At 33.4% G+C, this 18,893-nt stretch carries 16 protein-coding genes and 3 tRNA genes; 18 read left to right on the top strand and 1 reads right to left on the bottom strand.

Going from position 1 to position 18,893, the window contains the following annotated elements; translation table 11 throughout:
• Nucleotides 1-121: 121 nt before the first annotated feature.
• On the top strand, nucleotides 122-832 hold the full coding sequence (arcA, locus tag KGI96_RS06620; RefSeq protein ID WP_211597854.1) for a two-component system response regulator ArcA: 711 nt from the start codon (nucleotides 122-124) through the stop codon (nucleotides 830-832).
• A 73-nt stretch (nucleotides 833-905) separates the two neighbouring features.
• Here arcA and udk read toward each other — a convergent pair whose 3' ends face one another.
• Complete coding sequence (udk, locus tag KGI96_RS06615) at nucleotides 906-1,559, bottom strand: uridine kinase (protein WP_211597853.1); 654 nt, start codon at nucleotides 1,557-1,559, stop codon at nucleotides 906-908.
• Between the two features lie 119 nt (nucleotides 1,560-1,678).
• On the opposite strand from udk, the gene mfd reads away from it, so the two are divergent.
• From mfd to KGI96_RS06530, 17 genes are all read left to right on the top strand, one after another.
• A complete protein-coding gene (gene mfd / locus KGI96_RS06610) occupies nucleotides 1,679-5,149 on the top strand; it encodes a transcription-repair coupling factor (RefSeq protein WP_211597852.1) in 3,471 nt (1,156 codons plus the stop codon).
• A gap of 145 nt (nucleotides 5,150-5,294) precedes the next feature.
• A tRNA-Gly gene (locus KGI96_RS06605) sits at nucleotides 5,295-5,370 on the top strand.
• A gap of 14 nt (nucleotides 5,371-5,384) precedes the next feature.
• Nucleotides 5,385-5,471 (top strand) — tRNA-Leu (locus KGI96_RS06600).
• Between the two features lie 30 nt (nucleotides 5,472-5,501).
• Nucleotides 5,502-5,577 (top strand) — tRNA-Gly (locus tag KGI96_RS06595).
• 58 nt (nucleotides 5,578-5,635) lie between these two features.
• Entirely contained in the window at nucleotides 5,636-6,457 is an 822-nt protein-coding gene (locus tag KGI96_RS06590) for a ParA family protein (RefSeq protein ID WP_211597851.1), read from the top strand.
• A gap of 9 nt (nucleotides 6,458-6,466) precedes the next feature.
• Entirely contained in the window at nucleotides 6,467-7,810 is a 1,344-nt protein-coding gene (gene dnaB, locus KGI96_RS06585) for a replicative DNA helicase (RefSeq protein ID WP_211597850.1), read from the top strand.
• Between the two features lie 12 nt (nucleotides 7,811-7,822).
• On the top strand, nucleotides 7,823-9,532 hold the full coding sequence (locus KGI96_RS06580) for a ParB family protein (protein WP_213156399.1): 1,710 nt from the start codon (nucleotides 7,823-7,825) through the stop codon (nucleotides 9,530-9,532).
• A complete protein-coding gene (locus KGI96_RS06575) occupies nucleotides 9,519-10,076 on the top strand; it encodes a DUF2857 domain-containing protein (protein ID WP_211597848.1) in 558 nt (185 codons plus the stop codon). Before KGI96_RS06580 ends, KGI96_RS06575 begins: the two co-directional genes overlap by 14 nt.
• 148 nt (nucleotides 10,077-10,224) lie before the next feature.
• Complete coding sequence (locus KGI96_RS06570) at nucleotides 10,225-11,514, top strand: STY4528 family pathogenicity island replication protein (protein WP_211597847.1); 1,290 nt, start codon at nucleotides 10,225-10,227, stop codon at nucleotides 11,512-11,514.
• A gap of 486 nt (nucleotides 11,515-12,000) precedes the next feature.
• The gene (locus tag KGI96_RS06565) at nucleotides 12,001-12,729 is read left to right on the top strand and encodes a PFL_4669 family integrating conjugative element protein (protein ID WP_211599269.1); all 729 of its coding nucleotides are present in this window, start codon (nucleotides 12,001-12,003) and stop codon (nucleotides 12,727-12,729) included.
• Nucleotides 12,730-12,789: 60 nt separating this feature from the next.
• A complete protein-coding gene (locus KGI96_RS06560; RefSeq protein WP_211599268.1) occupies nucleotides 12,790-13,296 on the top strand; it encodes a DUF3158 family protein in 507 nt (168 codons plus the stop codon).
• Between the two features lie 231 nt (nucleotides 13,297-13,527).
• Nucleotides 13,528-13,962: a single-stranded DNA-binding protein gene (gene ssb / locus KGI96_RS06555; RefSeq protein WP_211599267.1), complete on the top strand. Its 435-nt coding sequence runs from the start codon at nucleotides 13,528-13,530 to the stop codon at nucleotides 13,960-13,962.
• Between the two features lie 183 nt (nucleotides 13,963-14,145).
• Nucleotides 14,146-15,399 carry a hypothetical protein gene (locus KGI96_RS06550; protein WP_211599266.1) on the top strand — a complete coding sequence of 418 codons (1,254 nt, stop codon included), beginning with the start codon at nucleotides 14,146-14,148 and terminating at the stop codon, nucleotides 15,397-15,399.
• Nucleotides 15,400-15,503: 104 nt separating this feature from the next.
• The gene (locus KGI96_RS11210) at nucleotides 15,504-16,589 is read left to right on the top strand and encodes a YadA-like family protein (RefSeq protein WP_211599265.1); all 1,086 of its coding nucleotides are present in this window, start codon (nucleotides 15,504-15,506) and stop codon (nucleotides 16,587-16,589) included.
• Between the two features lie 60 nt (nucleotides 16,590-16,649).
• Nucleotides 16,650-17,420: an OmpA family protein gene (locus KGI96_RS06540; RefSeq protein ID WP_211599264.1), complete on the top strand. Its 771-nt coding sequence runs from the start codon at nucleotides 16,650-16,652 to the stop codon at nucleotides 17,418-17,420.
• Nucleotides 17,421-17,555: 135 nt separating this feature from the next.
• The gene (gene dsbC / locus KGI96_RS06535) at nucleotides 17,556-18,257 is read left to right on the top strand and encodes a bifunctional protein-disulfide isomerase/oxidoreductase DsbC (protein ID WP_211599263.1); all 702 of its coding nucleotides are present in this window, start codon (nucleotides 17,556-17,558) and stop codon (nucleotides 18,255-18,257) included.
• 160 nt (nucleotides 18,258-18,417) lie between these two features.
• Entirely contained in the window at nucleotides 18,418-18,723 is a 306-nt protein-coding gene (locus KGI96_RS06530; RefSeq protein WP_211599262.1) for a hypothetical protein, read from the top strand.
• Nucleotides 18,724-18,893 lie beyond the last annotated feature (170 nt).

Below are 18,893 nucleotides of genomic sequence, written 5' to 3'. Positions count from 1 at the left end.
TCAGTTTTTTACAAAAATGTAATAAATAGTAATAATATATAAAAAATAAACTTATTTCTTAATAGAAAAATATTGTTAATAATGTTAATATTTTTATGTATGTAATTAAAAAGGGGAAAAGATGCAAGAGCCAAAAATTCTAATTGTTGAAGATGAAGCAGTTACTCGTAATACCTTAAAAACTATTTTCGAAGCAGAAGGCTATAATGTTTTTGAAGCGACTAATGGTAACGAGATGTCAGCTATATTAAAACAGCAAACGATACATTTAATTATTATGGATATAAATTTACCAGGAAAAAATGGATTAATTCTTGCTCGCGAATTACGTGAAAACACTAATATCGCATTAATGTTTCTTACTGGGAGAGATAACGAAATTGATCGCATTTTGGGTCTTGAAATCGGTGCTGATGATTATATTACTAAACCGTTTAATCCTCGTGAATTAACTATTCGAGCAAGAAATCTTCTACATCGCACGATGACGGAAAATAATAACAATAAAGATCTGAATGTCGAAAATTATCAGTTTAATGGTTGGACTCTTGATATTAACAGCCGTTCACTGATTACACCTGATGGTAATGCAACCAAATTACCTCGTAGTGAATTTCGGTTATTGCAACATTTTTGTGAAAATCCAGGAAAAATTCAAACCAGAGAAGCCTTGCTTTATACAATGACAGGGCGTGAATTAAAGCCTAACGATAGAACCGTTGATGTCACCATTCGTCGTATTAGAAAACATTTTGAAGCCTATCCTAGTACACCAGAAATCATTATTACCATTCACGGTGAAGGTTATCGTTTTTGTGGGTCATTAGATTAATATTTTTCATAAATTAACGTAGATACAAGAGACAAGGAATGCCTTGTCTCTATACAATATATTTATATTTCAATTATTTTTTCCCTAATAACTGTCTAATTTGAGCTTTTAAAATATTAATTGCCACTCGGTTTTTTCCCCCTTTTGGCACAATAATATCCGCAAACTGTTTTGAAGGCTGAATAAATTGTAAGAACATCGGGCGAACCGTTTTATTATATTGTGTAATCACCGAATCCATTGTACGCCCACGCTCTTCCATATCTCGTTTTAAACGACGAATAAAACAAATATCCAAAGGGGCATCTACAAAAATTGACATATCCACTTCATTACGAATTTGATTATCTGTTAATAATAAAATACCTTCAAGGATAATCACTCGTTTTGGTTCAAAAGGACGAACTGTTGGTAAGCGAGTATGTTCAACATAGCTATATTCAGGAATTTCAATATTTTCCCCTGATTTTAACGCTTGAAGATGTGAAACAAGTAAGGCGTGATCCATTGAGTTTGGATGGTCATAGTTTGTTTTAACACGCTCTTCCATTTCTAAGTGGCTTTGATCACGATAATAGGCATCTTCCGAAATAATACCGATATCATCAATGCCAAGTTCGGCTTTTAATTCATTATAAATAGTAGTGGCGATTAAACTTTTACCTGATGCCGATGCACCAGCAATAGCAATCACAATGCAAGAAGGGTTTTTAGTTGAATTTGACATAGAATTATCCATTTTTGAGCTAACGTTCTTAAGATTATAACGCAAAATAAGTTGCTTTTGTGGATAGAAATAGCGTAGTTTAGTAAAATATTTGCAAATTCTATAAAAATCGTACCGCTATGACATTTAATTTACACTTTAAGTTACCCCAGATCACAGAAAAACATCAAGATCATCAAATATTAGGCAATCTCGTTGGACATTCCGATACTCTTGCAATCGCAGAAGCCGCACAGCAATTTAATGGTGTAAGCATCGTTGTGACACCAGATATTCAAACTGCATTGCGTTTAGAAAGCAGTTTGCCACAATTTAGTTCGCTACCTGTTCAGCTTTTTCCTGACTGGGAAACCTTACCTTATGATAATTTTTCGCCTCATCAAGAGATTATTTCCAACCGCTTATCTGCACTATTTCAACTTCAACAGGGCAACAAGCAGATTTTTTTACTGCCTATCCACACCTTGCTACAAAAAATTTGTCCGCCAAGTTATTTAGGTAATAACGTCTTTTTAATTAACAAAGGCGACCGTTTTTCAATTAGTCAATTACGCTTACAGCTTGAAAATGCAGGCTATCGGGGTGTTGAACAAGTTTTAGAATATGGCGAATATGCAGTGCGTGGTTCAATTCTCGACCTGTATCCAATGGGAAGTGATGAGCCATTTAGATTAGATTTTTTTGATGATGAAATTGATTCAATTCGCACCTTTGATGTGGATACGCAACGTACGATTCAAGAAATTGAAAAAATTGATTTATTACCTGCTCACGAATTTCCAACCGATGAGCAAGGCATTGAATTTTTCAGAAAAAAATTCCGAGAAACTTTTGCAGAAATTCGTCGAGAGCCTGAACATATTTATCAGCAAGTAAGCAAAGGTGTGTTAAATGCGGGGATTGAATATTGGCAGCCACTCTTTTTTGAAGAAATGGCATCACTGTTTGATTATCTTCCCCAAAATAGCCTGTTTATTACTTTTGATAAAATTGCTGAAAAAGCCGAGTTATTTCAAAAGGATACTCAAAAACGCTTTGAAAATCATCGTGTTGACCCAATGCGACCATTACTTGAACCTAGCGAATTGTGGTTTAAAATGGACGAGATCAACCGTCATTTAAAAAATTATCCACGTTTAACGCTAACCACAGAAAAAATCCGTCAATCTGTTGCAAAAACCAATGCAAATTTGACCGCTTTACCTAATGTTGCGATAACATCTAGCCAAAAAAATATCTTTAAAAATTTTGAAGATTTTTACACAAATTTTAACGGCAAAATTCTCTTTTCAGTGGAAACACAAGGGCGACGTGAAACCTTACTCGATTTGATCGCACCGTTAAATATCAAACCAAAACAAATCTATTCCCTCGATGAAATCAATGAACCATTTAGCTTAATGATTGGCTCATTAGATCAAGGTTTTATCTTAGAACAAAAAAATAGTGAAAATGTAAGCGGTCAATTTTTAGCAATAATTTGCGAAACGGATCTACTCGGCGAAAAAGTCCATCAGAAATCACGCCGAGAAAAAAATCGTAGCACGGTTAATCCTGATACGGTGGTACGTAACCTCGCCGAACTAAAAATCGGACAACCTGTGGTACATTTAGAAAATGGGGTAGGGCGTTATAATGGATTAGTAACCTTAGACACAGGGGGGATTACGGCAGAATACCTGATTTTACACTATGCGGGTGATTCCAAATTATATGTACCCGTTTCTTCATTACATTTAATCAGTCGTTATATTGGCGGGACGGATGACAACGCGCCTTTACATAAACTAGGTAGTGAAGCGTGGGCAAAATCACGTCAAAAAGCGGCGGAAAAGATCCGAGATGTAGCAGCAGAATTACTTGATGTTTATGCAAAACGAGAAACCAAAAAAGGATTTGCATATCAATATGATAAAGAGCTTTATAAACAGTTTAGTGCCACTTTCCCTTTTGAAGAAACCGAAGATCAACAGCTGGCAATCAATGCGGTTATCAGTGATATGTGCCAACCAAAAGCAATGGATCGTTTGGTGTGTGGCGATGTGGGCTTTGGTAAAACAGAAGTGGCAATGCGAGCCACATTCTTAGCCGTAATGAACAGCAAGCAGGTGGCAGTATTAGTGCCAACAACCTTGCTTGCTCAACAACATTTTGAAAATTTCAAAGATCGTTTTGCCGATTTTCCAGTTAATGTTGAAATGATTTCTCGTTTTAAAACCGCAAAAGAACAAAAAGTGATTTTAGAAAAAGTCGCTGATGGGCAAGTGGATATTCTGGTTGGCACCCATAAATTATTACAAGATGATGTTAAATTTAAGGATCTTGGCTTACTTATCATTGATGAAGAGCATCGTTTTGGGGTACGACAAAAAGAGAAAATTAAACAATTACGAGCCAATGTGGATATTCTAACCTTGACAGCCACGCCAATTCCTCGAACTTTAAATATGGCATTTAATGGCATTCGTGATCTATCTATTATCGCTAGTCCACCCGCTCGCCGTTTAAGTACAAAAACCTTTGTGCGACAAAATGATGAAAGCGTGATTAAAGAGGCAGTGTTACGTGAAATTTTGCGTGGCGGGCAGGTTTATTACCTTCATAATGATGTCGCCACCATTGAAAATTGTGCCGATAAATTAGCAGAATTGGTACCAGAAGCACGTATTGTTATTGGACACGGACAAATGCGAGAACGTGATTTAGAACGTGTGATGAGTGATTTTTATCATCAGCGTTTTAATGTACTGGTTTGCTCAACCATTATCGAAACAGGAATTGATGTCCCAACCGCAAATACCATTATTATTGAACGAGCGGATAAATTTGGTTTAGCCCAACTTCATCAATTACGAGGACGAGTAGGGCGTTCGCACCATCAAGCCTATGCCTATTTATTAACACCACCGATTAAAACCTTAACCAAAGATGCCAAAAAACGCCTAGAAGCCTTAGAAACGTTAGATAGCTTAGGGGCAGGCTTTATGTTAGCCACCCAAGATTTAGAAATTCGAGGAGCAGGCGAATTACTGGGGAGCGAGCAAAGTGGACAAATCAGCTCGATTGGTTTCTCCCTTTATATGGATTTACTCGAAAATGCCGTGCAAGCTCTAAAAGATGGGCGAGAACCAACCCTAGATGAAATTACCCAACAACAGGTTGAAATTGAATTACGAGTTTCTGCCTTGTTACCTGATGATTATGTGCCTGATGTGAATATGCGATTATCTTTTTATAAACGCATTGCCAGTGCAGAAAATAGTCGAGAATTAAAAGATCTCAAAATAGAGTTAATCGATCGTTTTGGATTATTACCAAAAGCGACAAAAAATTTATTCCAAATTACCCAACTTCGCCATATAGCTAAACAACTCGAATTGAAAAAAGTAGAAGCTGGAATAAATGGTGGGTATTTAGAATTTAAAGAAACTGCAACGCCAGATCCAATGATGTTTTTAGCATTAATACAATCAGATAAACAGGTTTATCGATTTGACGGACCATTTAAGTTTAAATTTAATACCACATTGAAAGAAACAGATGAAAGATTAACCTTTGTTACTCAATTATTAAATAATATTACTGATTAATAGCGGTATGATTTTGTTCGTTTTTTGCAAAAATGGGCTAAAGTTTAAACTAATAAAACATTTTTTTAAATAACATTTGACATCAAGTAATAAATCTCTAAAATACGCAATCAATGAAACGCTACTGAATAAGTGGCGTTTTTTAGCGGGAATAGCTCAGTTGGTAGAGCACGACCTTGCCAAGGTCGGGGTCGCGAGTTCGAGTCTCGTTTCCCGCTCCATTTTAAAATACGTTGCCCGAGTGGTGAAATCGGTAGACACAAGGGATTTAAAATCCCTCGGCTTTCGGGCTGTGGCGGTTCAAGTCCGCCCTCGGGCACCATTTTTAAAATGAACAACATACCAAAATATTGCGGGAATAGCTCAGTTGGTAGAGCACGACCTTGCCAAGGTCGGGGTCGCGAGTTCGAGTCTCGTTTCCCGCTCCATCTAAAGAAGCTCATCATATAAAAGATTGTTCACTAACATCCGTTAAGTGAGGCAAAGATGAGTAACATTCATTTAAATAAAAAACCATTTATAGTAACAATAGCAAGCACAAAAGGCGGTTCTGCTAAAAGCACAAATGCAGCGAACATTGGTAGTTTTTGTGCTGAACACGGACTTAAAGTATTATTGATTGATACAGACACTCAACCTACTTTAAGCTCTTATTTTTCTCTTAGTTACATTGCTCCTGGTGGGATCCACGAGTTTTTAACTTATCAAGATGTTGATCCTTCTCATATTATTTCTAAAACAGAAATTCCTAATTTAGATCTAATACAATCAAACGATCCAACCAATAATGTAAGTCAAATGCTACGAAATGCTCCCGATGGTGCAATTCGTTTTCGTTGCTTGCTCAATAAAATTCAAGGCTATGACTTAATCATAATTGATACTCGAGGAACTCGAGATATTACCGTCGATATGTCAGTATTAGCGGCAGATTTATTATTCTGCCCAATTCTACCCCATATATTATCTGCTAAAGAGTTTATTCGAGGCACGCTTGGAATGTATCAAGAGTTAGAAACATTCACTTCTCTGGGTTTAAAACTCCCTCCTTTGAAAGCAGTAGCGAATTGTGTTGATAGGACAAACGATGTTCATTTTGTATTAGATCACCTGAAAAGCCTATTTACTCAGCAACTTGATAATGAAAAAGTCTTACTTGATTTTACTATTCCAGATCGAGTTGCATACCGTGAGGCTGCAACATATTCTTTACCCGTTTACAAACACAGTCATAAAGAATATGTGGTAATTAAAGAATTATGTGAACTACTCTTCCCTCAATTTATTTCTTATTTCAATAACAAATAGGGGGCAGTGATGAAACAGAACACGATAACTGAACTTTGGTCTGTTGAAGCAGAATTAGGTGTTTTAGGTGGTATCATTATTAATAATGATTACTTTGATGAAGTCATTACTGTCTTAAAGAGTAACGATTTTTATTCTTTCACTCATAAAATTATTTTTGATGCAATTACAACACTCCTTTTAACAAATCGTAAAGTTGATTTAATTACTCTCGATCAGTTTTTAAAAGAAAAGGGAGCATTAAAAGATGTGGGGGGATTTGCTTATTTAAGTGAAATAGTCAATAACACCCCTTCTTCTTCCAATACTGTTGCTTATGCACATATTGTTGTTAAATATGCAAAACAGCGAAATTTCTTAAAACTGGGGCAGTTTATTGTTAGTGAAATGCAATCATCTAAAACAGATGAACAGCTTGATACTTTTTCAGAAAATATTGAGAAACAATACACCGAAATAACACTTCAAAATGAAGAACAAGATGTAGCAGATATTGGTCAAGTTTTTAACAATATTCTACAAAAAATGGAAAACTCATCATTAGAAGGGAATGCGGTTAGCGGATCTCCAACTGGCATTATTGATCTTGATGAGAATACAACAGGTGGGCAACCAGGAGAGCTGATTATTTTAGCAGGTCGTCCATCAATGGGTAAAACAGCCTTTTCTCAAGGGATTGCAAAACATACGCTCAATAAATTTACAGATAAGCCTGTTATTTATTTTAGTCAAGAAATGCCTAAAGAACAATTGCTACAGCGTTTTATTGCCATGGAAGCAAGAGTAGATTTACAACGCCTTCGTAAAGCGACTGAACTTGATGATGAAGATTGGTCAAAAATTGCAGTTGCAATGGGAGAGATCCAAAACAACTGGAAAAATCGTTTATTGATTGATGATGAAAGTAATCTTACTCCACAGCGTTTAAGAACGAAAGCTCGTAAATATTCAAGAAAATACGGTAAACCTGCTGCTATTTTTGTAGATTATTTACAACTAATGCGAAGTACCTCTAAAAGAGAAAACCGAAATTTAGAAATCTCAGATATTTCAAACTCCCTAAAAGCACTGGCAAAAGAATTACACTGCCCTGTTTATGCTTTATCACAATTAAATAGAAGCCTAGAGCAACGTCATAATAAACGTCCTTTAAATTCAGATCTGCGTGATTCAGGTTCACTTGAACAAGATGCTGATGTCATTTTCTTTGTCTATCGAGATGAAGTGTATGAGCCTGACAAACAAGACAAGGGTATTGCTGAAATCATTATTGGTAAACAACGTAATGGCCCATTAGGACGAGTTAAATGTCGTTTTTTAGGCAATTATTCCCTTTTTGAAAATATTGATTAAGTGAGTATAAATATGAGTAATCCATTAGTTAAAAATAAAAAAGATCAAAAACGAGCTGAAGCAGTTGCCCGTAATTTAAATGTAAAACCTATTGTTAATCATTCAAATGATTATACAGCAGTCGCGGCAACCGTCTATCCGACACAGGGACAATATGTGACGGTGACACTCGATAAATTAAGACCTTATGAGCACAACCCTCGCAAGGTTAGAAATCCTAATTTTGAGATGATTAAGGAATCAATTCGTAGACGAGGTTTAGATCATAAACCCAATATTACACGTCGCCCAGGGGAAGATTTTTATATTATTGCTGATGGTGGTAATACTCGTATTCAAGCCCTAAAAGAGCTTTTTAGTGAAACACAAGATCCTAGCTTTTTTTCCATTGAATGTTTATTTAAACCGTGGAAAAGCGATCAAGCGGATAGTGTGGAGGCTGAACTTGATATTCTTATTGGGCATTTAATTGAAAATGACACTCGAGCAGATTTATCTTTTATTGAGAAAGCCCTAGGTATTCAGCAGGCTTGTCAATATTATGAGAAAAAGCTGGGGAAAGAATTATCATCTCGTGAATTATCAGAAACATTAAGAGAAGATGGATATATTATCCAATTCTCGATGATAACAAAGATGCAACGTTGTATTAATTTTCTTTATCCCTATATTCCTGATGTTCTTTTTAATGGTTTAGGCAATAGTCCTATTGATAAATTACTTTCTATTCGTAATAACGCATTAACTGTATGGGAGCAATATCAATTTAAAACCGATATTCAATTTGAAGAAGTCTGGAAACAAAGTCTTTCCCGTTGTAATGATGATAATCCTTTTAATATTAAAGATTTTCAAGACCGTTTAATTAATGAAATGGCAGATGCATTTGAAGATGAAATTAGCTATGAAATGCTTTATCTTGAAATTGACTTAGATGAGCAGAAGTTTAAAAGACTAGCACAGAAACAATCAGATATTGAAGAAAAAGTTTCAGCAAGTTTACGAGATGTTTCCGATTATCAACAGCAACTTTCTTTGAAGAAGGGAAAACCATCACAACAATTAACTACTCAAACTCCATCAGACAATCATATTTTTGATGAAGAACAAGAAGAAACTGGAGGAGATTATTTAATTCAGGAAACTGAACCAGTTAATGATACTTATGAGGAATTTCAGCATTGCCTACCCGATCTTATTACTGAAGATGAAATGGTTGAAGATACAGGTAATAAAAAACAATCCTCTTTTGTAGATGAAATTACAAAAGGTTACGGCATTGTGCCAGGTATGAGTATTCAAGAACATAGGAAACAACAAGCAAAAGCGAATGGTTTAGATTTTGCTTTAAATGGTCGTCAACCAGTTTCAGATATTTGGCAAGTATTTCCGAATAGACAAAATAAAGCAGAAATCTATTCTTTGGCTCTAGATATAGCAGAATCTGTTAAGTTAGATGAATTTGTAGAACATATTGTGAAAGAGCCTGTTGATTTTAGCTTTAAAATGAAACCTATTAATAAAGAATTAAATGATCATCAACAATTTATTTATGATTTGTTAGATGCGTTACAAACTGATGAGAAAAACCTACAAGGTAGTGCATTACTAAGCAGTGAAGTGCTATTTCAAGATATTGATGATATTACATTGGTTAAGATATTTCGTCTTATTCGCTTAGTTCGTTATATCTATCAAATAGGAGGAAATGACAATGTTTGAAGGAATTAATGAAGTGATTTTAAATACGATCATTTCCAATATTCGTGAAGGTAATGTTAATACTTGCAGAACACTGGGATTTTCACAAGCTGAATTACAAAAAATTCAAGATTTAAGTATTGATGAAATTTTTGATATTGCAAAATCCAAAGTTCCAATTGCTAAAATTGATATTGATCATAGTGCATTTTGGACATTAATGAATGTTGCTCAATCCAACTCTCAAGAGCGAATGATAATAGATAGAGCATTAATGCTCGGAGCATCAATTCAAATGCTGAATACTTATTTCGGTTTAAGTACGACTAAAGTATCTTCTCGGCGGAATTTATTGGGTATAAAAGAAGAAATCGGACGAAAAACATCGGCAACAGATGATGAAAAAACAATACTATGGGAGTTATGGCAAGAGAATAAAGACAAAGTTATTCAATTAGAATCTGTAGCAGGATTAGAACTACTTATTTTATTTGCGGAAGAAACAGAGATAAATTTAACGGCTGTTTGGAAAGTGATTGAACAGTGGTATCGAAATAAAAAATAAAAAAGGAAAGGGTTCCCCATTGGTGATCTTAACAATGGGGAAATACTCAAGTCAGTGAGGCAAATCAACAAACTGAGTAAGTACATAACTAAATGTACGAGTAGATTATAAAACATAATTTAAAAATTTCAATATAGGAAATTGTATTATGAGTTCAGATAAAAAAAATAATCTCTTTGATTCTATTTTTGAAAATGAGACACAGCATAAAGATGGTTTGTTATTTTTTGGTAATGAACAAGAAACCGTTCCCAAACGGTTGTTGTATGATCCTTGTTTAACTCCAAGAGCAAAGTTTACGTGGCAATTAATTAAAAGTAAGGCTCGAGAATTTCAAGAAGGTGTATTTCCTAGTTATGAAGTATTGGGAAAATTATTATCAGATAAACCTTTTGACAAAAACGCTTCATTATCTCGAAAAAAAATTAGTCAAACGCTATTATTACTACGCTTAACAAGATGGCTAACACTTTGTGAAAAAATAAGAAATGAAAAAGGACACATAAAAGGAAATCTTTATCTTCTTCATGATGAACCCGTTCCTATTCTAGATGCCGTTCAGCTAGACAGTGATTATTTAGATTTACTTAAAACAAATCTAAAACATAAAGATCCTATTGTAAGTGGGGTAGCTAATTATATCGTTGAAAAAGTGATGACAGATAAAAGCCAATGGCATTATGTGTCACATGTAGACTGGCTAAAAACTCGTTATCAATCATTTAAACAAGAAAGACTTTGTTCATCTGTGAGTACAGGGGAACTAAGTCAAAAAATAGATAATTTACTTAGTTCCAATAGGGAACTAAGTCAAAAAACAGACAATTCACTTAGTTTCAATAGGGAACTAAGTCAAAAAACAGACAATTCACTTAGTTTCAATAGGGAACTAAGTCAAAAAATAGACAATTCACTTAGTTCCAATAGGGAACTAAGTCAAAAAACAGACAATTCACTTAGTTCCAATAGGGAACTAAGTCAAAAAACAGACAATTCACTTAGTTCCCAACAGTACAAGTACAGTACTGTATATATAAATAAGTACTGTACTGGTAGAGTAGAAGAAATAGATTTTGATAATATACAACTTAAATTAACAGATTATGATAAAAAAATTATTGCTCAAGCAATGAATGGTTTAGATCTAGGGTTATGCCAAGCCATTCTCTTTGAAGTCGATATTAGAGTGCAAAAAGGGGATATAAAAAAAATATGGGGATATTTAATGAGTGTTATTAAAAAAGCACATATTGGAGGGTTTAAACCTCATCTATTAGAGCAATATTTGTCAAAGCAAGAGAGTCAGAAATCACTTGATATACCAAGTAATTTTAATAAAAATAATACACTGAATACTAAACTTGTTTTAACCACACAAGAAGAAAGAACTGCAAGAGCTGAGGCAATACGCCAGTTTAGAGAAAGTTTAGTTGTGTAAGATTAAAATAGGTGGTGAACAAAAAATAGACACTGTGTAGGGGCTACACAGTGAACAAAAAATAAGCACTGTGCTAGGGTTGCACAGTGAACAAAAAATAGACACTTGCTAGGGGCTAGCAACTGAACAAAAAATAAGCACTGTGCTAGGGTTGCACAGTGAACAAAAAATAAGCACTGTGCTAGGGTTGCACAGTGAACAAAAAATAGACACTTGCTAGGGGCTAGCAACTGAACAAAAAATAAGCACTGTGCTAGGGTTGCACAGTGAACAAAAAATAAGCACTGTGCTAGGGTTGCACAGTGAACAAAAAATAGACACTTGCTAGGGGCTAGCAACTGAACAAAAAATAAGCACTGTGCTAGGGTTGCACAGTGAACAAAAAATAAGCACTGTGCTAGGGTTGCACAGTGAACAAAAAATAGACACTGTAAAGGGGCTTTACAGCGAACAAAAAATAGACATTTATATTAAGGAGTAAATATTATGACTGAAATTCAATCCAATACGAATACGCCTGGACCACTTCGCAGCGAGTCCGTGATTACTGTAAATACTTATCACGCCTCAAGACTGTGGAAAGGGAGAAGACAGATTAAAGAAAATGGAAAGATCACCCAAGCAATGATCATAAGCATGCCCCATTGTCTAGGGATTCTCTCTCGTATTCATCGTGATGCTCAAAATGATGATCCATACGCAGACGATTATTTAATTAAGTTTGAGCAAAAGTTACAAGCTAATCGTAAAGAAATGCAAGAACTTATTGATAAAATTATAAAACTCTACGAAAAAAATATACCAAGTACATTTAATATGGAAGGAAGTGTAAGTACTGAGCCAGTCACTTATCCTTTGGGATTTAACTCTCAAATCGGCTATCAATTAATTTTCTTATTTTTAGGTTTTGATGAGTTAGCTTGTTCTGTAATGACAGCAAGTCATATTGCCTTAATTACTCGACGTGAATCACACGACTGGATCAATGCTGGAGCAAAATTATTGCGACAGTGTTTTGCTATCGTGGAACGATATAAAACATCAGGTATTACAAGAGCTGATGCAGTTCAAAATAATGCGAGATATCAGGCTGCAATTAAGAGAATGGGATATACTCTTTCTGATGAAGTTTTATCAGGAAGTGTTAGAGCTGAGTTTGCTCCAGTAATTAGAAAACAACAGTCAGCTGTAGATGAAACTGTAGATGATGAATAGAATGGTTCAGGTTTATTGTAAACGTAAAGCTGGGGCAGTTTAATTTTAGGAGAAACATATATGTCATTAATTATCCCTGATAACTTATATAAAGAGTTAGCAAGAGACACACACTTAAATGATATTCAAAAGCAATTATTTAGTTTTGTTACATCTATTGATGAGTATAAATATTTGCAAAGTGAATTAATTGATATTAGAAACGTCTTTTTTCAAAAAATGAAAGAAATGATTTCTAATTATGAAAAATCAGAATTAAATGGGTTGGGATTATGTTTGAAAATATCTCATCCAACCTCTGGAGAGGGGCGTTTTTTAAGATGGGTGCGAACTGATTCGTATGAAAAACAAAAAAAAGGAACAAAAGAATCAGTAATTATTCGATTTTTGCGAGAGTCAGATATACCAGCTAATCATCCCATTAAACTCAAAATCGTTAAATTAGATAAAGAGCGTATCTTAATTAATACACAAATGAGAATTTTATGTGCAATGATTAAAAATCTTAATATAGCTATAAAAAGTATGGATGAAGCTGAGCAATTTCTGGAAAAAAAGAGTAAATGACTTTTTTAGGCATATTTCTAGGTAGTGTTTATTGTTATTTGTAAGTAGTGTTTTGAGTGGATTTGCAAGTAGTGTGACAAAGGCCTTTAAAGGTAAGGGGGACAAGCCCCCTTACCTAACGAAAAATGCCCTTATAAAAAATACCCTTAAAGAAAAATATAATTAACTAACGATTTTTGTTTTTAAAAAAATAATAATGATTAAGCCAATTTTTACTATGAGGATTTTATTATGGCTGGTATAAATAAAGTGATTATTGTTGGAAATTTAGGAAATGTTCCAGAAATGAGAGCAATGCCAAATGGTGAAGCAGTTGCAACTATCAGTGTGGCAACCTCAACAACTTGGAAAGATAAAACTACAGGAGAAAGACGAGAGGAGACTGAATGGCATAGAATTGTTTTCTTCCGTCGTTTGGCCGAAATTGCAGGCGAGTATTTACATAAAGGTTCAAAAATTTATGTAGAAGGACGATTAAAAACACGTAAGTGGCAAGATAAGAATGGAATTGACCGTTATACAACTGAAATTATTGGTGATAATTTACAAATGCTAGATAGTCGTGGGGAGCAAACTCATCAAACTACTCAAGCAATATCATCAAACACGTCACAACAACCAGTGCCTCCACCTATAGATAATTTTGATGACGAAATTCCATTTTAAATATAATAAATCTGTTCTCCATACCTCCTTCCCAGTCTCAGTTCGAGCTGGGTTTTTTTATTCTTTTTTAATATTTAAATAATATTGTATAAGAACAAGTGATTTCTTTACGATACATCTTTCCCGAGAAGATTGTTTCTTCATTTATTTAATTAACAGTACAAAAAAAAAAAAGGATGTATTATGAAAAAATCTATTCTATTTTTAGCGTTTGTTCCATTGTTAAGTTATTCAACTTCAGTATTAGCTACTGGAGACACCAATATTACTATTCATAATAATATGGATAAAACAGGTCTTGAGCTAGGAGAAAACTCAAGAGCAAGAGGTACTGGGAGTATTGCGACTGGAAGAAACTCTATTGCAATTGGTAAAAATGCAGTAGCAACAGGAGGTAATGAAACACGAGAAACTATTTTAAGAAAGCTTGCTGAAAATAAAGCAAAGCTAGACGAAATTACATCACAAGAAAATACAATTGTTCGTCTCTCTGATGAAATTAAAACATTAAAAATCAGAGAGCACGAAACAATCGAAGCGGGTATTCGAGTTCAAGAAATCAGAAAAGCAAAAGAAAAAGCGAAACTTGAATATCAACGATTACAAAAAATATACGATGATGAAGTCTCGAATTCTGCTCAGTTTTTTGCTGATGCTCAAGCAAAAATTGATGATTTAAACTCAAGATTAGACGGAATATCAAGATTAACGGGTTATGATATTCATAATGATGCGAGCCTGAATCAAATGGCAACTAAATTTAAACAACAAGTCGAAAGTGGAACAACTTTAAACCTGACACAGGATTTCTATAAAAAGTATATCAAATCATATTATACAGCTTTAGGGACATTAACTGAAAATAAAAATAGAGTTTTAAAATTTTTTTTAGGTCATTTTGACTATAATTCTTTAACTTTAAGAGATAAAAATAAAGCATTTAAGAGACTAAATTTTACTATAAATTCAGACAGCTTTAAATGCGGATTTGCTCAAGGGTCTTTTATAGAGGGAAAATACCGCAAATCTTTTACTTCAGATTTGCCTAAACCTGAAGAAAATATAGAAGTATTTGAATTAGATGCAATTACTGTATCTAAAGAAAGATATGAACAAGTTAAAAGAGATATTCCTAAATACAAAGCTTTAATCCAAGAATATTTTAAAACAAGTAATGATATTTTTTCAACAGATAAAGTAACTCTTGAAAAAATGGAAAAGACATTTAATACAAAATTAAATTACTTAGAAAAAGTATATGAAGTTGGATATTATCAAAATGAGTATAATAAAACTAAAGACATTAATTGGTTAAATAAAAAGAAAAAAGCTATGGATGAAGCTAAAATAATAAAAGATACAGGGGAGGTTTATAACTTAGGAACATTAAGAGAAAAAATTGGGAGAAATTTAAACAAGAAAAAGTCATTGCAGTAGAAGAAGCTAATAAAATAACAACTGAGCATTTAACTCACGAGCTTGAACAAGCATTAGATATCAATAAAAATGCGATTTTTACTAAAAAAGCTGAAATTGCAAAAATGTTAGCTAATGCAGAGCAAATAAAAAATAATTGGGAAGGAATCAATCCATCAAAAAAAGATTTACTGTTAACAAAAGAGTATGAAAGAGTTGCTAAAATCCTACTTGAAAAAGGTAATTTATTAAAAACAGCAAGTGAAAGATTAAAATATCTTAAAGATAATTTAACTCTCAACTATTTGACTAATGTCGGAGCCGATTCGATTGCGTATGGTACTGACAACTTAGCAACAGGTAATGCCTCTATTGCACTTGGAAAATCAAACGTATCAACAAAAGAAAATGCGACAGCAATTGGACAAACCAACTTGGTTGATAGTAAAAATTCACAAGCGATAGGTGTTGGCAATAATCTCTTATCTGCAAATACAACTTCTGAAAATCAAGCGACACTCGGTAATGCTAATACATTAGTGGGTACAAATAATTATGTAGTCGGCTCAAATAATAGCGTTGGGACTCAAAACTCACCTAAAAATAATGTTTTTATTTTGGGTAGCAATATTAATGCAAGTAATGCTTCAGATGCAGTTATTTTAGGTAATCAGTCTACTGCAGTATCAGGAGCTGTTTCTGTCGGACGCGTAGGTGCTGAAAGAAAAATTGTTAATGTGAAAGACGGTGATGTCTCACAAAATTCTAAAGAAGCAGTTAATGGTTCTCAATTACACTCTCTAAGAGCAGAATTATTAAACGCTAGAGATGCAATTAATGGTAAACAGGCTGAAGAATTAAGAAGCCAAATTATACAGAATGCAAAAAATATTAAATTATTAGATGGGTATGTTTCGGATGTTCGTCGATTTGATTCTCGTATTACTAATGTTGAGAAAAGTGTTAAAAAATTAGATGAAAAACGAAAAGCAGGAACAGCAGCGGCTCTTGCAACAGCAGGGTTAATGCAACCTATGCATGCAGGACAATCTGGAGTTACCGCTGCAGTGGGGCAATATCAAAGTCAGACTGCCATCGCTGTAGGTTACTCAAAAATTTCAAACAATGGTAAATATGGCGTGAAAATGTCACTTAATGCTAATACTCAAAGTGAAATGGGTGGAACTATTGGGGTTGGTTATTTCTGGTAATAAACGAAGTGAGTGAAGATATTCTTTACTCACTTTTTATCTATAATTAAGGATTTATTTATGAAAACAAAAATATTCAATGTATTGACTTTAATGTCAGTTGTAACTATTACTGGTTGTGGTAATTTAAGTAAAATTAATGATGATGGGACAACCAATAATCCGATTTTTCCAAGCCTTTCATCTGAGACATTTAATAGTAGTGATTCACATAAAGGAGTTTATGTTGATATTGATAATCTAAAACAAATCAGGCAAGGGATGAGTAAAGAGCAGGTGATTTATCTCATTGGACATCCACATTTTAATGAAGGGCTTTATAATGTTAGAGAGTTTGACTATGTTTTTAATATCAACTCAAAAACCTGTCAATATAAGGTTTTATTTGATAAGAATAGTAATTTAAGTCAAGAATGGTGGTATCCAAGAGATTGTTCTTTCAATCAAGTTCAACCTCAACTCATTTACAGCACAACACATTTTGATATTAATACAGATATCTTGTTTGATTCTAATAAATCAACATTATCAGACATTGGGTTAATGAATATTGAAAAACTTGCCAAAAAATTAAAATATCTAGGTGCAAAGGAAGTTGAGGTTCAAGGTCATACTGATTATTTAGGCTCTGTTGCTTATAATAAGAAATTATCTCAACAACGTGCTAATACCATCAAATCTCAACTCCTAAAAGATGGGCTTGGTATTCATATTACGGCAATAGGGTACGGTGAAACAAAACCAGTTAAAGACTGTAAATTTAAAAATATATCTTCTCAAAGAAAGTGTTTAAAACCGAATCGCCGAGTTGCTATTATCATCAAAAAATAACTACTCTTACATCTAAAAATCCTAACTTAAAAAAGTTGGGATTTTTTTATTCATATTATTTGAAAAATAATTTTAACTATCTATAAAAAAGCATTTTTCAGTATAGTTAGGTAACATTATTTTTAGGTATCAAAAATGAATAAACTTAATCTTACTTTTGCTCTTGGACTTGTCGCTTTACCTTTTTATACTGTTGCAGAAAATGAACCTATTAAAAATAGCCTAAATCAGATTGGGATTGGTATATCAGATATTGATATTCAAAAATCTGAATTATCAGGCTTTAAATCTATTATTACTCAACAAGGGGTTATTCAAGTAAGTGATGATGGCCAATATTTAATCCCTGGTCGTGTATTAAAACTTAAAAATGGTACAGTAAGTGATATAACTAATACCCCTTTGCTTTATAAGTTAAATACTCTAGAAAATGAGATGATCGTTTTTTCTGCTAAAAATGAAAAGTTTGTCATTACTGTATTTATGGATATTTCTTGTCATTATTGCCACAAACTCTTTTCCCAAACACAAGAATATAATGATTTAGGTATTACTGTCCGTTATTTTGCATTTCCTCGAGCGGGTTTAGACAGTCAAATAGCTGCTCAGATGGAGGCTATTTGGCAATCCAAAGACAAAAAACAAGCTCTAATACAAGCCGAAAATGGGATATTACCAACAGAATTCAAAAAACCTAATCTTATCGTTAAACAATATGAGTTAGGTATTCAATATGGTATTAGTGGTACGCCTAGTATTGTGACGGACAAAGGAGAATTGATTAATGGTTATGTGGAACCTCAACGTTTATTAGATAGAATAAGTCATAAGGAGTAAAGAATGTTTATATTTGAGACAGGTATATACAAAGATATTATTGATTTTGAAACAGGGCGATTAGCAGGACGGGGTTATGTTTTATATGAAATATAAGTGAAATAAAAATGAGCAACAAAAAATAGTTTTTGAGTGTAATAAAGTTATTGAAGGGTTATAAATGAAATTAGTTAATATTAATAAAGATGAGTTTATTTTTAAAGATGATTTCGAATTATTAGATTTTATCATTACAGCAACAGTTGAGAAGTTAAAAATTTATTTTTTATTTATTCATACAAATGGCATTGTGTTTGAAGACGATCTTATTGATGATAAATTTTTACATATTGTTACTTGTCATCATCGCCAATTTTTTAGAAAAGGTTGTCCTCATCAAAAATGTAATGATTTTTTAATAAATGTACAAATTGCTCAAGAATCAGGATTAAGAGATTTACGATCTCTTTTTCCAATCATTAAATAAGTAAACAAGGATTATAAAAATATGGCTGAGCAGAAAAATAGTAACCCATTTTTAACTATTTCTGAACCACATACTGTCTTATTTCATTGTCATTACTTAAAAACATTGAGTCACTACAATAAGATTTTAGCTGACAAGATTGAAAATCACATACTTTGCGATAAATGGAA

Origin of the sequence: Phocoenobacter atlanticus subsp. cyclopteri, from assembly GCF_018343795.1 — a bacterium.
In the GTDB taxonomy this organism is placed as follows: domain Bacteria; phylum Pseudomonadota; class Gammaproteobacteria; order Enterobacterales; family Pasteurellaceae; genus Phocoenobacter; species Phocoenobacter atlanticus.
This window is presented reverse-complemented; position numbering and strand designations above follow the sequence as displayed.